Below are 15,430 nucleotides of genomic sequence, written 5' to 3'. Positions count from 1 at the left end.
GACTTCGGTTTGTCAATCCTGCAGCACGCCGCCCGCGCCTTCCAGCGCCTCGCGCGTATCGACGTCGATCGAAGCGCCCTGCCCGATTTCGACATCGATGACGTCGAGCCCTTCGGCCTCGACCAGATGGCGCGCGCCAGTATCGCCTTCGAGCTGCGCGACGGCGGCAAACAGCGACCGCGGCAGCAGCACCGGGTTGCCGCGTTTGCCGTGATGCGCCGCGCGCACCACCGCGCGGCCCCCGGATCGGCGGAACGCATCGATCAGGCTATCGAGATCCTTAGACGAGATACCAGGCATGTCGCCGAGCACGATGATGGCGCCGGCCGCGTCGAGCGCGACCCGCGCGATGCCCGCCTTAAGCGACGAGGCCAACCCGTCGGCGAAGTCCGGATTGTGGGCAAGCGTGATATCGAGACCTGAGAGCGCCGAGCGCACCCGCTCGCGCTGATGGCCGGTGACGACGATGGCGTTGGCCGCCTTCGATCCCAGCGCCCGCTCGGCGGTGCGCCGCACCAGCGGCTTGCCGTCGAACAGCGCCAGCAGTTTGTTCGGCCCGCCCATGCGGCTGGAGCGCCCGGCGGCGAGAAGCACGATGTCGACCCTCGGCTCCGCTTTTGCCGACCGCGACGGCAGCGGCTCGCGCGGCTGCGGCCTGGACGGGATTTCCATCAACAGGCCTCCGACGCCCATGCCGGCAATGTCGCTCGCCGTCACGTCAAGCCCGGCGACCAGCCGGTCCAGCACCCAGTCGAAACCGTTTTCCTTCGGGCTGCGGGCACAGCCGGGCGCGCCGATGACGCGCTTGCCGTCGAGCGTTCCGAGCACCAGCAGATTGCCGGGATCGACCGGCATGCCGGCTCGAATGACTTTGCCGCCCGCCTTCTCGATTGCGGCAGGGATGACATCGGCGAAATCGGCCAGCGCCGAGGCGCCGAAGATCACCACCATGTCGTTGTCGCGCGCCAGCGCGCTTGCTGCTTCCGCAACAAGCGTCACGTCATGCGGCGTGCGCCGCTCCGCCTTCAGCCGGCCGCCGGAGCGCGCCAGCCGCGCCTCGGTGACCCGCAGCGTCTTGTCGAGCACGCTCCGCTTCAAGCCGGGCAGCGTCGTCTGGATGACGCCGACATTGACCGGGCGATAGGCGTTGACGGCGAAGATTTCGCCGCCGGCGCAAATCCTGGCCACCGCATCGACTAGGCTCGCAGCGACGGCAAACGGAATGATCTTCACCGTCGCCACCATCTGGCCCGCCTCGACAGGCGCGTGCTGCGCCAGGGTAGCGATGGTGATCGCCGGGTCGATGGCATTGATGGCGTCGATCATCTTGGCGTCGACGGTGAAGACGCCTGCGGCTTCGGCATGCAGGTTCACGCGTCCCGTTGCAGCGGGCTTCGTCTCCACGTTGCGATGGGACATGCTCAACGCGATCTTTTCGGCTGCGGCATCCTCGCCGAGGTCATCGGGAGCCAGAACGGCCACGACGACTTCGCTGATGCCGGCCGCCTTCAGCGCAGCAACGTCCTCGCCGTTCAGCCGATGCGCCTTGCGGAATCGCCGCTCGCCGGCAGTGGTCGCATGCGCCAGCACCGCGCCTTCGGCCTCATCGATCGCGATCGGGCCGAACTTCACGCCACCGCGCCTTTGCTTTCCAGGCCGCGCGAGCGGAAGGCGTGGATGGTTTGTGCCAGCACCGCGACGGCGATCTCGGCCGGGCTCGCGGCGCCGATGTCCAGCCCGATCGGCGCATGGATGCGGGCGATCTGGTCGGCGCTGGCGCCGAGCGCCAGCAGACGCTCGACCCGCTTGGCGTGAGTCTTCCTGCTGCCAAGCGCCCCGACATAGAAGCACCTGGCGTCGAGCGCCGCCTTCAGCGCGAAATCGTCGATCTTGGGATCGTGAGTGACGGCGGCAAGCGCGGTGTAGCTGTCGAGCGGCTGGCGCTTCAGCACATCTTCCGGCCATTCGGCATGCAGCGCCACATCGTGGAAGCGCTCCGGCGTGGCGAAGGCGGTGCGCGGATCGATGATCTCGACCGGATAGCCGGCGATTCTGGCCATCGGCGCCAGCGCCTGGCTGATATGCACCGCTCCGACCACCACCAGGCGCGGGCGCGGCAGATGCGCATTGAGAAAGAAAGTCCGCCCTTCCGCTTCCACCGATCGAGAGATGCCGGTGCGGAACGCACTGGCGATCGCCGCGCCGAGCTCGCCCGCGACGCGGTCGCCTTCACGCACGATGCGGTCGCGGCCGTCACCGAGGTGGGTGACCAGCACCGCGGCGCGCCTGGCGCGGCGCTCTTCGTTCAATGTTTTCAGAACATACGGATCCATCCGCAGTCAACCCAGCCGCTCGACATAGACCTTGATGCGGCCGCCGCAGGACAGCCCCACCTGCCAGGCGGTTTCGTCGGCAACGCCGAACTCCAGCATCCTCGGCTTGCCCGAGCCGATGACGTCGATCGCTTCGGCCACCACCGCGCCCTCGACACAGCCGCCCGACACCGAGCCGTGGAAATTGCCTTCGGCGTCGATGACCAGATGGCTGCCGATCGGGCGGGGGGCCGAACCCCAGGTTTCGACCACGGTCGCGATGGCGACATTCTTACCGTTCTTCATCCAGCCTTCCGCGATGATCAGGGGATCGCGGAGCTCATCGAGATAAATGCTCTCGTCCATCGTCGCTTCTCACAAAGTCTGTTTTCTCGGGGAACGTCCCAGAGGAATATATCGCTGCGAAACATATGGCTACGCGGCCCGCCTGTCGCCAGTTCCCAGCCAGCGCCGCAGGTCCACAGCTGCGGCCGGCCGCTGGGCGAGCGGGGCGCAAGGATCGGCCAGCGCGTCCGAGATTGTGCACGGCGCGGAACTCGTCGCCACGCGGCAGCATCGCCTTCACGCCACGGGGGCGCGCCTCGAATCATCAAAGCGCAAGAGCGGTTTTCACAGAACGTGGTAGTCGCGGTTGTGATAGATCAGCGGCCGCAAGTTATCGCCGATGCGCAGGCCTGTCACCTTGCCAAAAAGCACACGGTGGGTGGCCAAATCCTTGGTATCGATGATCTGACAATCGAAGACGGCGAGCGCGCCTTTCAGCGTCGGCGCGCCGGTCGAGATCACGTCCCATTCGCCGAGCGCGAAGCGCTCCTCGGACGGCAGGCCGGTGATGCCGGAAAAGCCGACCGACAGCGCCTCCTGGTCCGAGGCGAGCGTGTTCAGCGCGAAATTGCCGTTCCGGATGAAGGCCTCGTTCTTGGGATTTTCGCGGTTGAGGCAGACAAGCACGGCGGGCGGCGTATCCGAGACCGAGCAGGCGGCAATCACCGTTGCGCCTCGTCTCCCGGCCGGGCCGTCCGTGGTCACCACATGCACATGGCCGGCAAAATGCGCCATCGCATCGCGATAGGCTTGCGGCCCGATGTCATTAATCTTCAGCACCCGATGATCCACCTGCCAAAACGGAAGCTCGTTATATATGGCTGCATATTGTATGACACAAGCGAAGTGCTTGAGCGCAATCCTGAATTCGCGTGTTGCACCGGGATTAGGCAGCCTTTAGGTCTTTGCTGGAATAGTGCCGGAACAATACTCCCGGCACGGAGGACCTCTTCGCCCGAATGCGCCTTCTCACGACGACTTTAGCCGCGCTGCTTTGGCTGGCCGCGAGCGTCCATGCCGAGACGCTGGTTGGCGTCGCCGCACCGCTGTCGGGGCCGTCGGCGATCCTCGGCAAGCAGATCGAGGCGGGGACCGCGCTGGCGGCGGACGCCGAAGGCGTGGCGGTCCGAACCGTTGACGACGCCTGCACGGCCGACGGCGGTGCAGCGGCTGCCAGGCAGTTCGTGGATGCCAAGGTCAACATCGTTGTCGGTTTTCTGTGCACCGAAGCGATCGAGGCGGCGCTGCCGATCCTGAAGGATGCCAACATTCCGGTCATCGCGATCGGCGTGCGCACCGAGAGCCTGACCGACCGCCGCGCCAAGACCGGCTGGCCGGTCTACCGGCTTGGCCCGCGCGGCGACGACGAACGCAATGCGGTGGCCACGATCCTCACTCGGCTCTGGCAGAACGAATTGTTCGCCGTTATCGATGACGGCACCATCTATGGCCGAGAGATCGCGGAGACTTTCCGCGCGGCCGCCGAGCAGGCGGCGCTGAAACCGGTCTTCGTCGACACGTTCCGGCCGCAGCTCGACAACCAGATTGGGCTGATCGGCCGCCTGAAGAAAGCGGGGGCTACGAAAGTGTTTGCCGGCGGCGACGGCGACGACATCGCCATCATGGGGCGCGACGCTGCCTCGCTCAATGCTGGCATCACCTTCGCCGGCGGCGAGACGCTGCGCACGCCACCCGGCGATGTGCCCTATGCGGCCGGCACACTGATGATCGCGTTGCCGGAGTGGTCAGAAGTCGCGGACCCCAAGGTCGTGCAGGCCTTTGGCGAAAGGAAGATCGTGACCGACGGCTACACGCTGCCGGCTTATGCCGCGGTGGAGATCGCCAAGGCGGCAGCGGTCGACGCAGAAAGCTCCGGCAAGCCGCTCGCCAAGACGCTGACCGACCATGATTTCGCGACCGCTATCGGTACCGTCCGCTTCGACGAAAAGGGTGATCTCAGCCAAAACCCATTCCGCGCCTTCCGTTTCGACGGCTCCCATTTCGTGCCGCTGGAGGAAAACTGATGTTCCGCACCGGTCCACGCAACCTGATCACCGACGTCGCCGGACTCACCGTCGGCAATGCTGCTGACGCCAGGCTGAAGTCCGGCGTCACGGTAGTGCTTTGCGAGGAGCCGGCGGTGGCCGGAGTCCAGGTGCTGGGTGGCGCACCAGGCACACGGGAGACCGACCTGCTCGAGCCGCAAAACTCGATCGCGACCATTCACGCAGTCGTGCTGTCCGGCGGCTCGGCCTTCGGCCTCGATGCCGCTTCCGGCGTCCAGGCGGCGCTGCGGGAGAAAAACATCGGCGTCGAGGTGGGTGGTTTTCGCGTACCGATCGTGCCGGCCGCGATCCTCTTCGACCTGCGCAATGGCGGCGACAAGGATTGGGGCCGCTATCCGCCCTATCGCGAGCTTGGCTACGAGGCGGCTCAGGCGACAACGACCGATTTCCCGCTCGGTACGGTCGGCGCCGGTACCGGCGCTCTGACTTCCGGTCTGAAGGGCGGGCTGGGTTCGGCCTCGACGATGCTCGACAGCGGCGTCACCATCGGCGCGCTCGCCGCCGTCAACCCGACCGGTTCGGTGACGGTCGGACGCAGCCGCCATTTCTGGGCCGCTCCCTTCGAGATCGGCGATGAATTCGGCGGCTTGGGTTATCCCGACCCGATACCGGAAGACGCCAGGAAGATACTCTTGAAGTACCGCGACAGGCGCGCAGGGGAACCGCCAGAGGGCGCCAGCACGACGATTGCCGTCATTGCCACCGATGCCGTGCTTTCCAAGTCGGCCGCCAAACGGCTGGCGATTTCGGCGCATGACGGATTTGCCCGCGCCATCTGGCCGACGCACACACCGGCCGACGGCGATCTCGTCTTTGCGCTCGCGACCGGCAGGAGCGGCATCGAACTCAGCGCCGATGCAGCGATCGATCTCTATGCCGCAGCGGGCTCTACGATGGGCCGCGCCATCAGCCGCGGCGTCCACGCGGCGACGCCGGCCGACGGCGATCTCTTTCCGGTCTGGTCGTCCCGCTAGAGTTCTGGACGCCGGTCAGGTCGGGTCGGACTTCTCTTCCTCGAACGTCACCGCGACTTCCGAATTCGCCGAGAGCCAGACCTTCTTTCCTTCGATCTCCGCGACCAGAGCCAGCGGAACATAATGGTGGTGGCCTTTGCGAGCCCATGCCGCTGTCGGCCTTGGTCAGCTTGATGCGCTGCCCCTCGACCTTGTCGACGGTACCGACATGGACGCCATCGGCGCCGACTACTTCCATATGCTCGCGTATCTTACTGAGATCGACGGTCATGCTGGTCCCTCCGGTGGGTGGCCGCGCGTCCCTGTCGGCCGCCCACAATAACAAACGGCCGCCGGATTGGATGCATCGAGCGGCACGTCTTGTTCACCATGGCGTGATAGCCATGACGACAATGAGACAGGGAGCATTGCCAACACCACGCAAGCCGAACCGCTTTTCGCCGCGGAACGTGGCCCAGTGCCCGTAACGTCGCTGCAGCCGGCCTCCTTGCGTCTGCGCCTGGCAAACCGCCTGCGCGACGCTCTGCCTTCGACCGGCACGGCAATTGTCGGCGCCTTGCTGTGGGGGCTTGCGATGGCGGCGAGCGCTTTCCTCAATCTGTATTATTGGGAGACGTCGGACAGCGCCCGCTTCGTCGTGCTGCTTTATGCGCTCGGCGGCGCGCTTGCTTTTCCGGTCGGGCTGACGTTCGCCGCGCTGGTATCGCGCGGCCACCACTGGGAAACCGCGCTCGCCGCAGCTTTCGTATGCCTGCTCGGCGCGACGCTCGCTTTCACCGGCGGGCTGTTTGCCCAGCAATACCGTTCTTACTACGCCGAGTGGCACGCGCCGGCCTTCACGCGGACCTGGGCGTCTGAGTTCGTGTTCACGATCCTCGCTGCGCTCTACCAGTTCGTCGTCCTGGGCATCCGGCTCTATTTTCCGTTCGGCTTTGCCGTACTTGCCGCCGCCAGCATCTGGTTTGCACGCCGGCGGCGTTGAGCATTGAGCCGGCCTCTGTTAGGACGCGGCCAAAGCTTCTCCCAGCAGGACTCAGAAACCATGATCCCTCGCTATTCCCGGCCGGAAATGGTCGCCATCTGGTCGCCCGAAACCCGGTTCCGCATCTGGTTCGAAATCGAGGCTTATGCCTGCGATGCGCTGGCCGAGCTCGGCGTCATCCCGAAGGAAGCCGCGAAGACGATTTGGGAGAAGGGCGGCGCGGCCAAATTCGACGTTGGCAAAATTGACGAGATCGAGCGCGTCACCAAGCATGACGTGATTGCATTCCTGACCCATCTCGCCGAATTCGTCGGACCGGACGCCCGCTTCATTCACCAGGGCATGACCTCGTCGGACGTTCTCGACACGTGTCTTGCGGTGCAATTGACACGCGCCAGCGACATCCTGCTTGCCGACATTGACGCGCTGCTTGTGGCCCTGAAGCGCCGCGCCTTCGAGCACAAGGATACCATCACCATCGGCCGCAGCCACGGTATCCACGCCGAGCCGACCACCTTCGGCGTCAAGCTGGCGCTGGCCTATGCCGAATTTTCGCGTTGCCGCGAGCGGTTGCTGCACGCGCGCGAAGACATCGCCACCTGCGCCATCTCGGGCGCGGTCGGCACCTTCGCCAACATCGATCCCTATGTCGAAGAGCATGTGGCGAAGAAACTCGGCCTGAAGCCGGAACCGGTCTCGACTCAGGTCATCCCGCGAGACCGCCATGCGATGTTCTTCGCTACGCTCGGCGTGATCGCCTCGTCGGTCGAGCGCCTGGCCGTCGAGATCCGGCATCTGCAGCGCACCGAGGTGCTGGAAGCGGAAGAATATTTCTCGCCGGGACAAAAGGGCTCGTCGGCGATGCCGCACAAGCGCAACCCGGTGTTGACCGAGAATCTCACCGGCCTTGCCCGCATGGTCCGCTCCTACGCCATGCCGGCCATGGAGGATGTGGCGCTGTGGCACGAGCGCGATATCTCGCACTCCTCGGTGGAGCGCATGATCGGACCGGACGCGACGGTGACGCTCGACTTCGCCTTGGCACGCCTGACCGGTGTCGTCGATAAGCTGCTCGTTTACCCCGAGAACATGGAGAAGAACCTCAACAAGTTCCGCGGCCTGGTGCATTCGCAGCGCGTGCTGCTGGCGTTGACCCAGGCTGGCGTGTCACGCGAGGATGCCTATCGCCTGGTGCAGCGCGATGCCATGAAGGTATGGGAGCAAGGTGCTGATTTCCTTGAGGAACTGCTTGCCGACAAGGACGTGACAGCGGCACTGCCCGAGGCCGAGATCCGCGAGAAGTTCGACCTCGGCTATCACACCAAGCATGTCGACACGATCTTCAAGCGGGTGTTTGGACAGGCCTGAGTCCGGGGGAAGGCCCGCTAGCGTGGCGCAGCCTAATCAGGCCTTGCCAGGCACCGTCCTGATCACCGTGCCCCAGGGATCTTCACGCGTCGTCTCGGCCTTCACGTCATCCGAGCGCATTTCGACCCAGGCGAGGCCCGAGCGGGAGGGATCGCGGCGGCCGGCGCCGGCGCTGCGCCAGGAATTGGCACCGATATGGTGGTGGTAGTGGCCGGAGGACAGGAACACCGCCTGACCGCCATATTTGGCGACCGTGTCGAAGCCGAATTCGTCATGCCACCACGCTTCGGCGTCTTCCGGACGCCCGACGCGCAGGTGGACATGGCCGACAATGGTGTTTTCCGGCGCTCCCTGCCAGCCGGCGTCACCGACGGGCACGCTGGCGACGACCGCGGGGAGATTCAGCCGCTCGGTCGACATTGCGATCTTGTCGCCGTTCCATTTCCAATCCTGCGGACGGCGATCGGCGTAGATCTCGATGCCGTTGCCTTCAGGGTCGGTGAGGTAGAGCGCCTCGCTGACCAGATGGTCCGAGGCGCCTTCGATGCCGATCCGGTTGGCGGCGGCATGGCTGATCCACCGGCCGAGATCGGCGCGCGATGGCAGCAGGAACGCAGTATGGAACAGGCCGGCGCTGCGCGGGTCGTCAGGCTTGGCCGAGGCATCCTGCTCCAGCACCAGCAGCGGGCGGCCCGCGGCGCCGAGGGTGATCGCGCCATCGGCGCGGCTCAACTCCTGCAGGCCGACGACGGCACGATAATAGGCGGCAAGGTTTTCGGCATCGCGCGCCTTCAACCCGACACGCGCGACGCTGACCGGGGTGGTCGCGGCAAAAGGCAGTTCGCTCATCACACTCTCCGTTCGGGCGCCGATCTCACGATGGGCAGTCGCTCCGACGTTTATTAGTCATTCCTGTTCCCTCTCCAGATCGTTCATCACCATCGTTCACACAAGGTTGAAAGAATCGAACACGTTGTTCACCTTTGTGATGCCACTGCATTCCACCGGCCGGTTGCATCAGACAGGGGCGCTCGCTACATCGGCGCCATGAAAGTCAAGGACGCCGATATCCTCATCATACCCGGCTACACCAACTCCGGTCCCGAGCATTGGCAGACCCGCTGGCAGTCGAAATTGTCGACGGCACGCAGGGTCGAACAGGCCGAGTGGACGAAACCCGTGCGCGAGGACTGGACGGCAAGTGTAGCGAAAGCTGTCAACGAGGCCGAGCGGCCGGTGGTCATCGTCGCGCATTCGCTGGGTGTGGCGGCGGCGGTGCAGGCGATCCCGCAATTCCAGAAGCCGGTCGCGGGCGCCTTCTTCGTGGCGCCCCCTGATGTCGCCAATCCGGAGATCAGGCCGAGGCACCTGATGACCTTCGGGCCCTATTCGCGCGATCCCCTGCCCTTTCCGTCGATCGTGATCGCCAGCCGCAACGACCCGTTCTGCGCCTTTGAGGTTGCCGAGGACATCGCCGCCGCCTGGGGTTCGCTGTTCATCGACGCCGGCGACGCCGGCCATCTCAACCAGGACGCGGGCTTCGGCCCCTGGCCGGAGGGATCGATGACTTTCGCCAAGTTCCTGACGGAACTGAAGGAGCCTTGAAGCGCCGGCGCCTCAGGCGCCGATCGAATCGCGCATGCTCTTCAGCAGCGTCCTGGCTCCGAGCGAGATCAGCGTGTGGTCAGAACCCATGGCGAGCAGCCGATAGCCCATCGACACGACGCGGCCGGCAACGGCCGGTTCGATGACATAGATCGCGGCGTGCTTCCCTGCCTTGCGCGTCCGCTCGGCGATCGAGGCGACCGTCTCCATCATGCTTTCCAGCGTCGAATTGACGGTGGTGCCATTCGACCAGGCGATCGAGAGATCCGACGGCCCGACGAAGATGCCATCGATGCCGGGCGTCTCGAGGATGCCGTCCAGCGCCTCGAACGCCGCACGCGTCTCGACCATGGCAAAGGCCATGGTGCGCTGGTTCGAGTCGCGCAGCCACTCGGCATGGTCGCCCTTCCCATGGCGCGGGAAGGCATAGGTCGGGCCCCAAGAACGCTCGCCCATCGGCGGGTACTTCATCGCTGCGGCGAACTGCCTGGCGTCGTCAACGGAATTGACCATCGGCGCGATCACCGCCTCTGCGCCGAAATCGAGCGCCCGGCTCGCCATGTCGAAGCGCCCGACCGGGATGCGCACCAGCGCCGGCTTGTTGGCGGCAAGCACCGGCACCAGGCCGCGCAGAACGCTGTCCTCGTGGTGGCCGCCATGCTGCATGTCGAGGGTAACGGCATCAAAGCCCTGCTTGGCGATGATCTCTACCGTCAGCGCGTCCGGCACGCCGGACCAGGCGGTGAACAGCGTTTCGTCGGCGGCCAGGCGGGACTTGAGCGACATCGGAACTTCCTTGGTAACGATCCGCAGTCTCAGCCGGAAACGGCGGCAAGGCAAAGAAAACCGCCCGGCTGAGCCGGGCGGTCGATTGGTCCAACGATTTTTACGTGTTCTTGACCTGCTCGATCGCCTGCGCCATCAGCTCGTCCATGGTGCGGCGGATCTGATGGTCCGACTGGTTGACGCCCGCGGCGTCGAAGTCCTCGCGGATCTTGCGGAAGACGTCATGGTCGCCGGCCTCCTCGATGTCGGAGACGACTACCGCTTTGGCATAGGCCTCGGCATCGGCTCCGCTCTTGCCCAGCTTTTCGGCGGCCCACAGGCCGAGCGCTCTGTTGCGGCGCGCCGAGGCCTTGAAGCGGAGCTCCTCGTCGAAGACGAATTTGCGCTCGAAGCCCTCTTCGCGGTCTTTCATGCTGCTCATGCGTCCCTCCGATCAAATCGATTCGCTTGGCTATGAATATTGTGTGCTTACCCAGCACAAACCAAAAGGTCGCGGGCCGGTCAATATGCAACGTCCCATGCTGCGCTGCGGCATTTCGGTTCCGAAAGCGGTTGATCGGCTGGATTTGCCGATTGAGCAAACATTACGATTGCTATAGACACCGGCATTGAACGCACCCGTCGCCACAACTAATTTAGGCAGACGGACAGGAACTGGTCGCTTGCCGCCTGCCCGCCAATCCAGAGAAAAAATCAGATGAAAAATCGCCGCCGCATTTACGAAGGCAAGGCCAAGATCCTCTATGAAGGACCTGAGCCCGGGACGCTGATCCAGTTCTTCAAGGATGACGCCACCGCCTTCAACAAGAAGAAACATGAGGTGGTCGACGGCAAGGGCGTGCTCAACAACCGCATCTCCGAGCACATTTTCAATCACCTCAATCGTATGGGCATCCCGACCCATTTCATCCGCCGGCTGAACATGCGCGAGCAGCTGATCAAGGAAGTCGAGATCATCCCGCTCGAGGTGGTGGTGCGCAACGTCGCCGCCGGCTCGCTCGCAAAGCGCCTGGGCATCGAGGAAGGCACGGTTCTGCCGCGCTCGATCATCGAATTCTACTACAAGGCAGATGCGCTGGACGACCCGATGGTGTCGGAAGAGCACATCACCGCCTTCGGCTGGGCGAGCCCGCAGGAGATCGACGACATCATGGCGCTGGCTATCCGCGTCAATGACTTCCTCTCCGGCCTGTTCCTGGGCGTCGGCATCCAGCTTGTCGACTTCAAGATCGAATGCGGGCGCCTGTTCGAGGGCGACATGATGCGCATCGTCGTCGCCGACGAGATCTCGCCGGATTCCTGCCGGCTGTGGGACGTCGCCACCCAGGACAAGCTCGATAAGGACCGCTTTCGCCGCGACATGGGCGGCCTGGTCGAGGCCTACCAGGAAGTTGCCCGCCGCCTCGGCATCATGAACGAGAACGAGCCGCCGCGCCCGACAGGCCCGGTGCTCGTTGCCTCTTCCGAGCCCTCGAAGAGCACGAAGCACTGACTGCCAGCGCGGGCCTGCCGGAAACGGCGTGCCCGCCCTCCGCACTACCGATCACTCAGGAGTATCGATGAAAGCCCGCGTCACCGTCACCCTCAAGAACGGAGTTCTCGACCCGCAGGGCAAGGCGATCGAGCACGCCCTCTCAGGACTGGGCTTCGACGGCGTCGGCCAGGTGCGGCAGGGCAAGGTCTTCGACATCGAGCTCACCGGAACCGACAAAGCCAAGGCCGAAGCCGACCTCAAGGCCATGTGCGACAAGCTTCTGGCGAACACGGTGATTGAGAATTACAGTGTGGCTATTACCTGAGTTGCAGCGCAGAGGTTATGCCTGAAGCCACCAGCGATTTGATGTACAGGCTCCTGAAGCGCGTGCATCACCAGCGAACTCGCCGAAAACCAGAGGCCCTACGACCGAAATGAAATCAGCCGTCGTCCTCCTGCCTGGGCTCAACCGTGACCGCGACATGATCGCGGCTCTGACCAAGATTTCCGGTCAGGCGCCGGCGACCGTCTGGCAGACCGATACCGAAATCCCGGACGTCGACCTGATCGCCATTCCCGGCGGCTTCTCCTTCGGCGACTATCTGCGCTGCGGGGCGATCGCCGCGCGCATGCCGGTGATGCGGGCAGTGGCCGAAAAGGCGGCCAAGGGGGTCATGGTCATCGGCGTCTGCAACGGCTTCCAGATCCTGGTCGAAGCGGGGCTGCTGCCCGGCGCCCTGATGCGCAACGCCTCGCTGAAATTCGTCTGCCGGCACGTGAAGCTCGAGATCGCCAACGCCAACACGATGTTTACCCGCGGCTATCAGCCCGGCCAGATCATTCGCTCACCGGTCGCGCATCACGACGGCAACTATTTCGCCGACGCCGAAACGCTGGCCCGCCTCGAAGGCGAAGGCCAGGTGGTGTTCCGCTATGCCGAAGGCACCAATCCCAACGGCTCGATCAACGACATCGCCGGCATCGTCAGCGAGAAGGGCAATGTGCTCGGTCTGATGCCGCACCCGGAGAACCTGATCGAGGCGGCACACGGCGGCAGCGACGGCCGGGCGCTGTTCGAAGGCGCGCTTGGCATCGCCGCTTGATCCTTTCAGACGATTCCTTCAGACCATTCTTTCAGACCAACGGGGCGGCCTGACCATGAGACTGACGATTGCTCGCCTTGCTCTCCTGGCCGCCGCCGGATTTGCGCTTGCCTCTTGCCAGTCCGGTTCGAAGACCACGCCGCCCCCCTCTGGCAAGAGCGCTTCCCTGCTTGCCATGGAGCAGGTCGCCATCGCCGCTCACAAGTGCTGGATCGCCAGCAAGGACCCGGCCTTCAAGCCCTATCAGATGGCCAACGAGCTCAACTCCTACAGCGGCACGCCGCGCTTCCTGCTGGTGCCCGCCAAGCACTATGGCGGCAAGCCGCTGCTGGTCGTGCAAGCACAAGGCAATTCCCGCAAAGTGGACGTGTTCGGGCCGTTGATGGCCGAACCGCTGGGCGCGCGCATAGGCTCCGACATCGCGCGCTGGCAGGCCGGCAATTCATCCTGCGCCGCTGCCGCGTGACTCGGCCGTAGCCCACTTCCTGCAAATGCAGGATTGACGGTCGGCTTTTCGCGCTCGTCAATCAACATACCATCGAAGCTCTGTTCGCGGTCGATGTATGCCCAAACCGCGCAGCGATTTGACATGCATCGCAACAATCAAGGGCGTCGCGACGCGCTTAGTCCCAGAACGGCCTGATACCTTCGCGATGGGCGTCGCAGCGCGAAATGCCGATGTCTTTGAGCTGCTCGTCGGTCATCTCCAAGAGCGCAAGGCGTCCGCGACGGCGTTCCAGCATTCGGTCGATTTGCCTGGCGATGGCACGAAGCACGAATACGACCCGGTCAACGAACCTGCGGCGCCCCGACGGGCGGCCGTGCAACTCGGCGCTGTCATAACGGAATGTATCAATTGTATTCATCTTGCGATCAACCAATTCTATCAATTGTACTCTAGCCACCCGCGTTCTCATATCGATTGACTCGTCTCGCGATGCAATATAAAAAATTGTCACCATGACAAATTGGCTCCCAGACCTCGCTTCCGGTTCCGGCCCTCTCTATCAGCGCCTTGCTGACAGCATTGAGTCAGATATCGACAAGGGCGTCATCGATGCGGGTGCAAAACTGCCGCCGCAGCGCGACCTCGCCTACGACATTGGCACTACGGTCGGCACGGTCGGCCGGGCCTATCAGTTGCTGCGCGAGCGCGGGCTGGTGAGTGGGGAGGTCGGGCGCGGCACCTATGTGCTCGCACAACGCGCGGAGAGCCCCAAGCCCGAGCTGCAGCCCGCCGCGCTCGGAACGCGGCTCATCGATGCGCCGAGCGGCAAGCTGCGCTTCGACAGCACCGCCGCCCCCGATGTCGGACAAGGCGCATTGATTGCCGAACTGCTGGCGCGGACGGCGGAGGAGCACCCCCACGACATCTCAAGCTATACCAGGGATTTCCCGGAGCGCTGGTTTGAGGCCGGCGGCCTTTGGCTCAAGCGCAATTCCTTTCACCCCTCGCCCGATTCGATCGTGCCGACGCTTGGCACCCATGCGGCGGTGATGGCGGCGGTCGCGGCGCTCACCACGCCTGGCGACACGATCGTCTTCGAGCATCTCACCTATTCGCAGATCTCGCGCAGCGCCGGTCTGATCGGGCGCCGTACCGCGCTGGTCTCGGCGGACGATGAAGGTCTCGATCCCGACGATTTCGAACGCGTCTGCGCGCAAAAACACCCGAAGATGATGTTCGTGATGCCGACGGCGAAGAACCCGACGCTGGTGACGCTGTCGGCGGAGCGGCGCCAGGCGATCGCGCGCATAGCGCGCGAGTACAATGTCGTCCTGATCGAGGATGATCTCTATGGCGAATTGACCGACGATCCGACGCCACTGCTCGCCGAATACGCCCCTGAGCGCACGATCGTCGCCGGCGGCCTGTCGAAGTCGGTCGCGGCCGGCGTGCGCGGCGGCTGGCTGTCCTGCCCGCCCGCCTACCGCCACCGCATCCGCGTGGCGCACAAGATGATGACCGGCGGGCTGCCCTTTCTGCTGGCGGAGGTCGGAACAAGGCTGGTGATGTCCGGCCAGGCCAGCGATATCCGCAGACGCTGCATTGCCGAGATCCAAGCTCGTCTCCATGTCGTGCGCGAGACGCTGGTTGGCTTTGATTTCAAGGCGCGGGACAATGTGCCCTTCGTCTGGCTCACCTTGCCGGATCCTTGGCTCTCGGGTACCTTCAAGAATGCCTGCCTGGCGCAGGGCTTGCTCATCGACGACGAGGACGAGTTCAAGGCCGGTCGTTCCGAGCAAGTCTTCCACGGCGTCCGCTTCGGTGTTTCGCAACCCGGGCAAAGCAAGGATGTCGCCGGTGGCGTCGCGGTCATCCGCCGCCTGCTCGACGAGGGCCGCGCCGGCTACGACAGTTTTTCCTGACCTGCCCTTTCCTAAGCGCCTCGCGCTACCGGCCGGTGCCGGCGC

Annotated in this window: 18 protein-coding genes and 2 pseudogenes; 10 read left to right on the top strand and 10 right to left on the bottom strand. The window is 64.5% G+C overall.

Annotation, left to right across the window (positions count from 1 at the left end; translation table 11 throughout):
- Window positions 1-12: 12 nt before the first annotated feature.
- From A9K66_RS23660 to A9K66_RS23645, 5 genes and pseudogenes are all read right to left on the bottom strand, one after another.
- Window positions 13-1,632 (bottom strand): molybdopterin-binding/glycosyltransferase family 2 protein, encoded by a 1,620-nt coding sequence (locus A9K66_RS23660; RefSeq protein ID WP_067328346.1) that lies wholly within the window; start codon window positions 1,630-1,632, stop codon window positions 13-15.
- Window positions 1,629-2,333 (bottom strand): XdhC family protein, encoded by a 705-nt coding sequence (locus tag A9K66_RS23655; RefSeq protein ID WP_067328343.1) that lies wholly within the window; start codon window positions 2,331-2,333, stop codon window positions 1,629-1,631. The genes A9K66_RS23660 and A9K66_RS23655 overlap by 4 nt, the downstream gene beginning before the upstream one ends.
- A gap of 6 nt (window positions 2,334-2,339) precedes the next feature.
- On the bottom strand, window positions 2,340-2,678 hold the full coding sequence (locus A9K66_RS23650) for an XdhC family protein (protein WP_067328341.1): 339 nt from the start codon (window positions 2,676-2,678) through the stop codon (window positions 2,340-2,342).
- Between the two features lie 69 nt (window positions 2,679-2,747).
- A pseudogene (locus A9K66_RS31305) lies at window positions 2,748-2,939 on the bottom strand (VWA domain-containing protein); the annotation flags it as partial.
- Window positions 2,940-2,942: 3 nt separating this feature from the next.
- Entirely contained in the window at window positions 2,943-3,437 is a 495-nt protein-coding gene (locus tag A9K66_RS23645) for a flavin reductase (RefSeq protein ID WP_067328468.1), read from the bottom strand.
- A 179-nt stretch (window positions 3,438-3,616) separates the two neighbouring features.
- On the opposite strand from A9K66_RS23645, the gene A9K66_RS23640 reads away from it, so the two are divergent.
- Complete coding sequence (locus tag A9K66_RS23640) at window positions 3,617-4,681, top strand: branched-chain amino acid ABC transporter substrate-binding protein (protein WP_067328338.1); 1,065 nt, start codon at window positions 3,617-3,619, stop codon at window positions 4,679-4,681.
- Complete coding sequence (locus A9K66_RS23635; RefSeq protein WP_067328336.1) at window positions 4,681-5,697, top strand: P1 family peptidase; 1,017 nt, start codon at window positions 4,681-4,683, stop codon at window positions 5,695-5,697. The genes A9K66_RS23640 and A9K66_RS23635 overlap by 1 nt, the downstream gene beginning before the upstream one ends.
- A 15-nt stretch (window positions 5,698-5,712) precedes the next feature.
- Here A9K66_RS23635 and A9K66_RS29800 read toward each other — a convergent pair.
- Window positions 5,713-5,968 (bottom strand): annotated as a pseudogene (locus A9K66_RS29800) (DUF2171 domain-containing protein).
- Between the two features lie 66 nt (window positions 5,969-6,034).
- Between A9K66_RS29800 and A9K66_RS23630 the strand changes: the two are divergent.
- Both A9K66_RS23630 and purB read left to right on the top strand, forming a co-directional pair.
- A complete protein-coding gene (locus A9K66_RS23630) occupies window positions 6,035-6,679 on the top strand; it encodes a hypothetical protein (protein ID WP_348626463.1) in 645 nt (214 codons plus the stop codon).
- A 60-nt stretch (window positions 6,680-6,739) separates the two neighbouring features.
- Window positions 6,740-8,047, top strand: a complete 1,308-nt coding sequence (gene purB, locus A9K66_RS23625; RefSeq protein ID WP_082954040.1) for an adenylosuccinate lyase — start codon at window positions 6,740-6,742, stop codon at window positions 8,045-8,047.
- A gap of 36 nt (window positions 8,048-8,083) precedes the next feature.
- Here purB and A9K66_RS23620 read toward each other — a convergent pair whose 3' ends face one another.
- Window positions 8,084-8,896 carry a VOC family protein gene (locus A9K66_RS23620; RefSeq protein WP_067328333.1) on the bottom strand — a complete coding sequence of 271 codons (813 nt, stop codon included), beginning with the start codon at window positions 8,894-8,896 and terminating at the stop codon, window positions 8,084-8,086.
- 198 nt (window positions 8,897-9,094) lie between these two features.
- Here A9K66_RS23620 and A9K66_RS23615 point away from each other — a divergent pair, with 198 nt between their 5' ends.
- Window positions 9,095-9,652: an alpha/beta hydrolase gene (locus A9K66_RS23615; RefSeq protein WP_067328331.1), complete on the top strand. Its 558-nt coding sequence runs from the start codon at window positions 9,095-9,097 to the stop codon at window positions 9,650-9,652.
- A gap of 12 nt (window positions 9,653-9,664) precedes the next feature.
- On the opposite strand, the gene A9K66_RS23610 is transcribed toward A9K66_RS23615, so the two are convergent.
- Both A9K66_RS23610 and A9K66_RS23605 read right to left on the bottom strand, forming a co-directional pair.
- A complete protein-coding gene (locus A9K66_RS23610) occupies window positions 9,665-10,438 on the bottom strand; it encodes an HpcH/HpaI aldolase/citrate lyase family protein (RefSeq protein ID WP_067328329.1) in 774 nt (257 codons plus the stop codon).
- A gap of 100 nt (window positions 10,439-10,538) precedes the next feature.
- Window positions 10,539-10,859 carry a DUF1476 domain-containing protein gene (locus tag A9K66_RS23605; protein ID WP_066995175.1) on the bottom strand — a complete coding sequence of 107 codons (321 nt, stop codon included), beginning with the start codon at window positions 10,857-10,859 and terminating at the stop codon, window positions 10,539-10,541.
- Window positions 10,860-11,135: 276 nt separating this feature from the next.
- Here A9K66_RS23605 and purC point away from each other — a divergent pair, with 276 nt between their 5' ends.
- The 4 genes from purC (at window position 11,136) to A9K66_RS23585 (ending at window position 13,481) form a co-directional block, all read left to right on the top strand.
- Window positions 11,136-11,930: a phosphoribosylaminoimidazolesuccinocarboxamide synthase gene (purC, locus tag A9K66_RS23600; RefSeq protein WP_040969563.1), complete on the top strand. Its 795-nt coding sequence runs from the start codon at window positions 11,136-11,138 to the stop codon at window positions 11,928-11,930.
- Window positions 11,931-11,997: 67 nt separating this feature from the next.
- Window positions 11,998-12,237: a phosphoribosylformylglycinamidine synthase subunit PurS gene (gene purS / locus A9K66_RS23595; RefSeq protein ID WP_066995172.1), complete on the top strand. Its 240-nt coding sequence runs from the start codon at window positions 11,998-12,000 to the stop codon at window positions 12,235-12,237.
- 109 nt (window positions 12,238-12,346) lie between these two features.
- Entirely contained in the window at window positions 12,347-13,015 is a 669-nt protein-coding gene (purQ, locus tag A9K66_RS23590; protein WP_067328327.1) for a phosphoribosylformylglycinamidine synthase subunit PurQ, read from the top strand.
- Window positions 13,016-13,070: 55 nt separating this feature from the next.
- The gene (locus A9K66_RS23585; protein WP_067328325.1) at window positions 13,071-13,481 is read left to right on the top strand and encodes a hypothetical protein; all 411 of its coding nucleotides are present in this window, start codon (window positions 13,071-13,073) and stop codon (window positions 13,479-13,481) included.
- Between the two features lie 157 nt (window positions 13,482-13,638).
- On the opposite strand, the gene A9K66_RS23580 is transcribed toward A9K66_RS23585, so the two are convergent.
- On the bottom strand, window positions 13,639-13,881 hold the full coding sequence (locus A9K66_RS23580; protein ID WP_067328464.1) for a DUF1127 domain-containing protein: 243 nt from the start codon (window positions 13,879-13,881) through the stop codon (window positions 13,639-13,641).
- A 94-nt stretch (window positions 13,882-13,975) separates the two neighbouring features.
- Here A9K66_RS23580 and A9K66_RS23575 point away from each other — a divergent pair, with 94 nt between their 5' ends.
- Window positions 13,976-15,385: a PLP-dependent aminotransferase family protein gene (locus A9K66_RS23575; RefSeq protein WP_067328323.1), complete on the top strand. Its 1,410-nt coding sequence runs from the start codon at window positions 13,976-13,978 to the stop codon at window positions 15,383-15,385.
- The last annotated feature ends 45 nt before the right edge of the window (window positions 15,386-15,430 follow it).

This window comes from Mesorhizobium sp. AA23, assembly GCF_001672435.1.
Taxonomy (GTDB): Bacteria; Pseudomonadota; Alphaproteobacteria; order Rhizobiales; family Rhizobiaceae; genus Mesorhizobium.
This window is presented reverse-complemented; position numbering and strand designations above follow the sequence as displayed.

Excerpts from the sequence above, each read along its gene's own strand:
- A9K66_RS23655 (WP_067328343.1), bottom strand. The coding sequence starts at position 2,333 with ATGGATCCGTATGTTCTGAAAACATTGAACGAAGAGCGCCGCGCCAGG.
- A9K66_RS23650 (WP_067328341.1), bottom strand. The coding sequence starts at position 2,678 with ATGGACGAGAGCATTTATCTCGATGAGCTCCGCGATCCCCTGATCATC.
- A9K66_RS23640 (WP_067328338.1), top strand. The coding sequence starts at position 3,617 with ATGCGCCTTCTCACGACGACTTTAGCCGCGCTGCTTTGGCTGGCCGCG.
- A9K66_RS23635 (WP_067328336.1), top strand. The coding sequence starts at position 4,681 with ATGTTCCGCACCGGTCCACGCAACCTGATCACCGACGTCGCCGGACTC.
- purB (WP_082954040.1), top strand. The coding sequence starts at position 6,740 with ATGATCCCTCGCTATTCCCGGCCGGAAATGGTCGCCATCTGGTCGCCC.
- A9K66_RS23620 (WP_067328333.1), bottom strand. The coding sequence starts at position 8,896 with ATGAGCGAACTGCCTTTTGCCGCGACCACCCCGGTCAGCGTCGCGCGT.
- A9K66_RS23615 (WP_067328331.1), top strand. The coding sequence starts at position 9,095 with ATGAAAGTCAAGGACGCCGATATCCTCATCATACCCGGCTACACCAAC.
- A9K66_RS23610 (WP_067328329.1), bottom strand. The coding sequence starts at position 10,438 with ATGTCGCTCAAGTCCCGCCTGGCCGCCGACGAAACGCTGTTCACCGCC.
- A9K66_RS23605 (WP_066995175.1), bottom strand. The coding sequence starts at position 10,859 with ATGAGCAGCATGAAAGACCGCGAAGAGGGCTTCGAGCGCAAATTCGTC.
- purC (WP_040969563.1), top strand. The coding sequence starts at position 11,136 with ATGAAAAATCGCCGCCGCATTTACGAAGGCAAGGCCAAGATCCTCTAT.
- purS (WP_066995172.1), top strand. The coding sequence starts at position 11,998 with ATGAAAGCCCGCGTCACCGTCACCCTCAAGAACGGAGTTCTCGACCCG.
- purQ (WP_067328327.1), top strand. The coding sequence starts at position 12,347 with ATGAAATCAGCCGTCGTCCTCCTGCCTGGGCTCAACCGTGACCGCGAC.
- A9K66_RS23585 (WP_067328325.1), top strand. The coding sequence starts at position 13,071 with ATGAGACTGACGATTGCTCGCCTTGCTCTCCTGGCCGCCGCCGGATTT.
- A9K66_RS23580 (WP_067328464.1), bottom strand. The coding sequence starts at position 13,881 with ATGAATACAATTGATACATTCCGTTATGACAGCGCCGAGTTGCACGGC.
- A9K66_RS23575 (WP_067328323.1), top strand. The coding sequence starts at position 13,976 with ATGACAAATTGGCTCCCAGACCTCGCTTCCGGTTCCGGCCCTCTCTAT.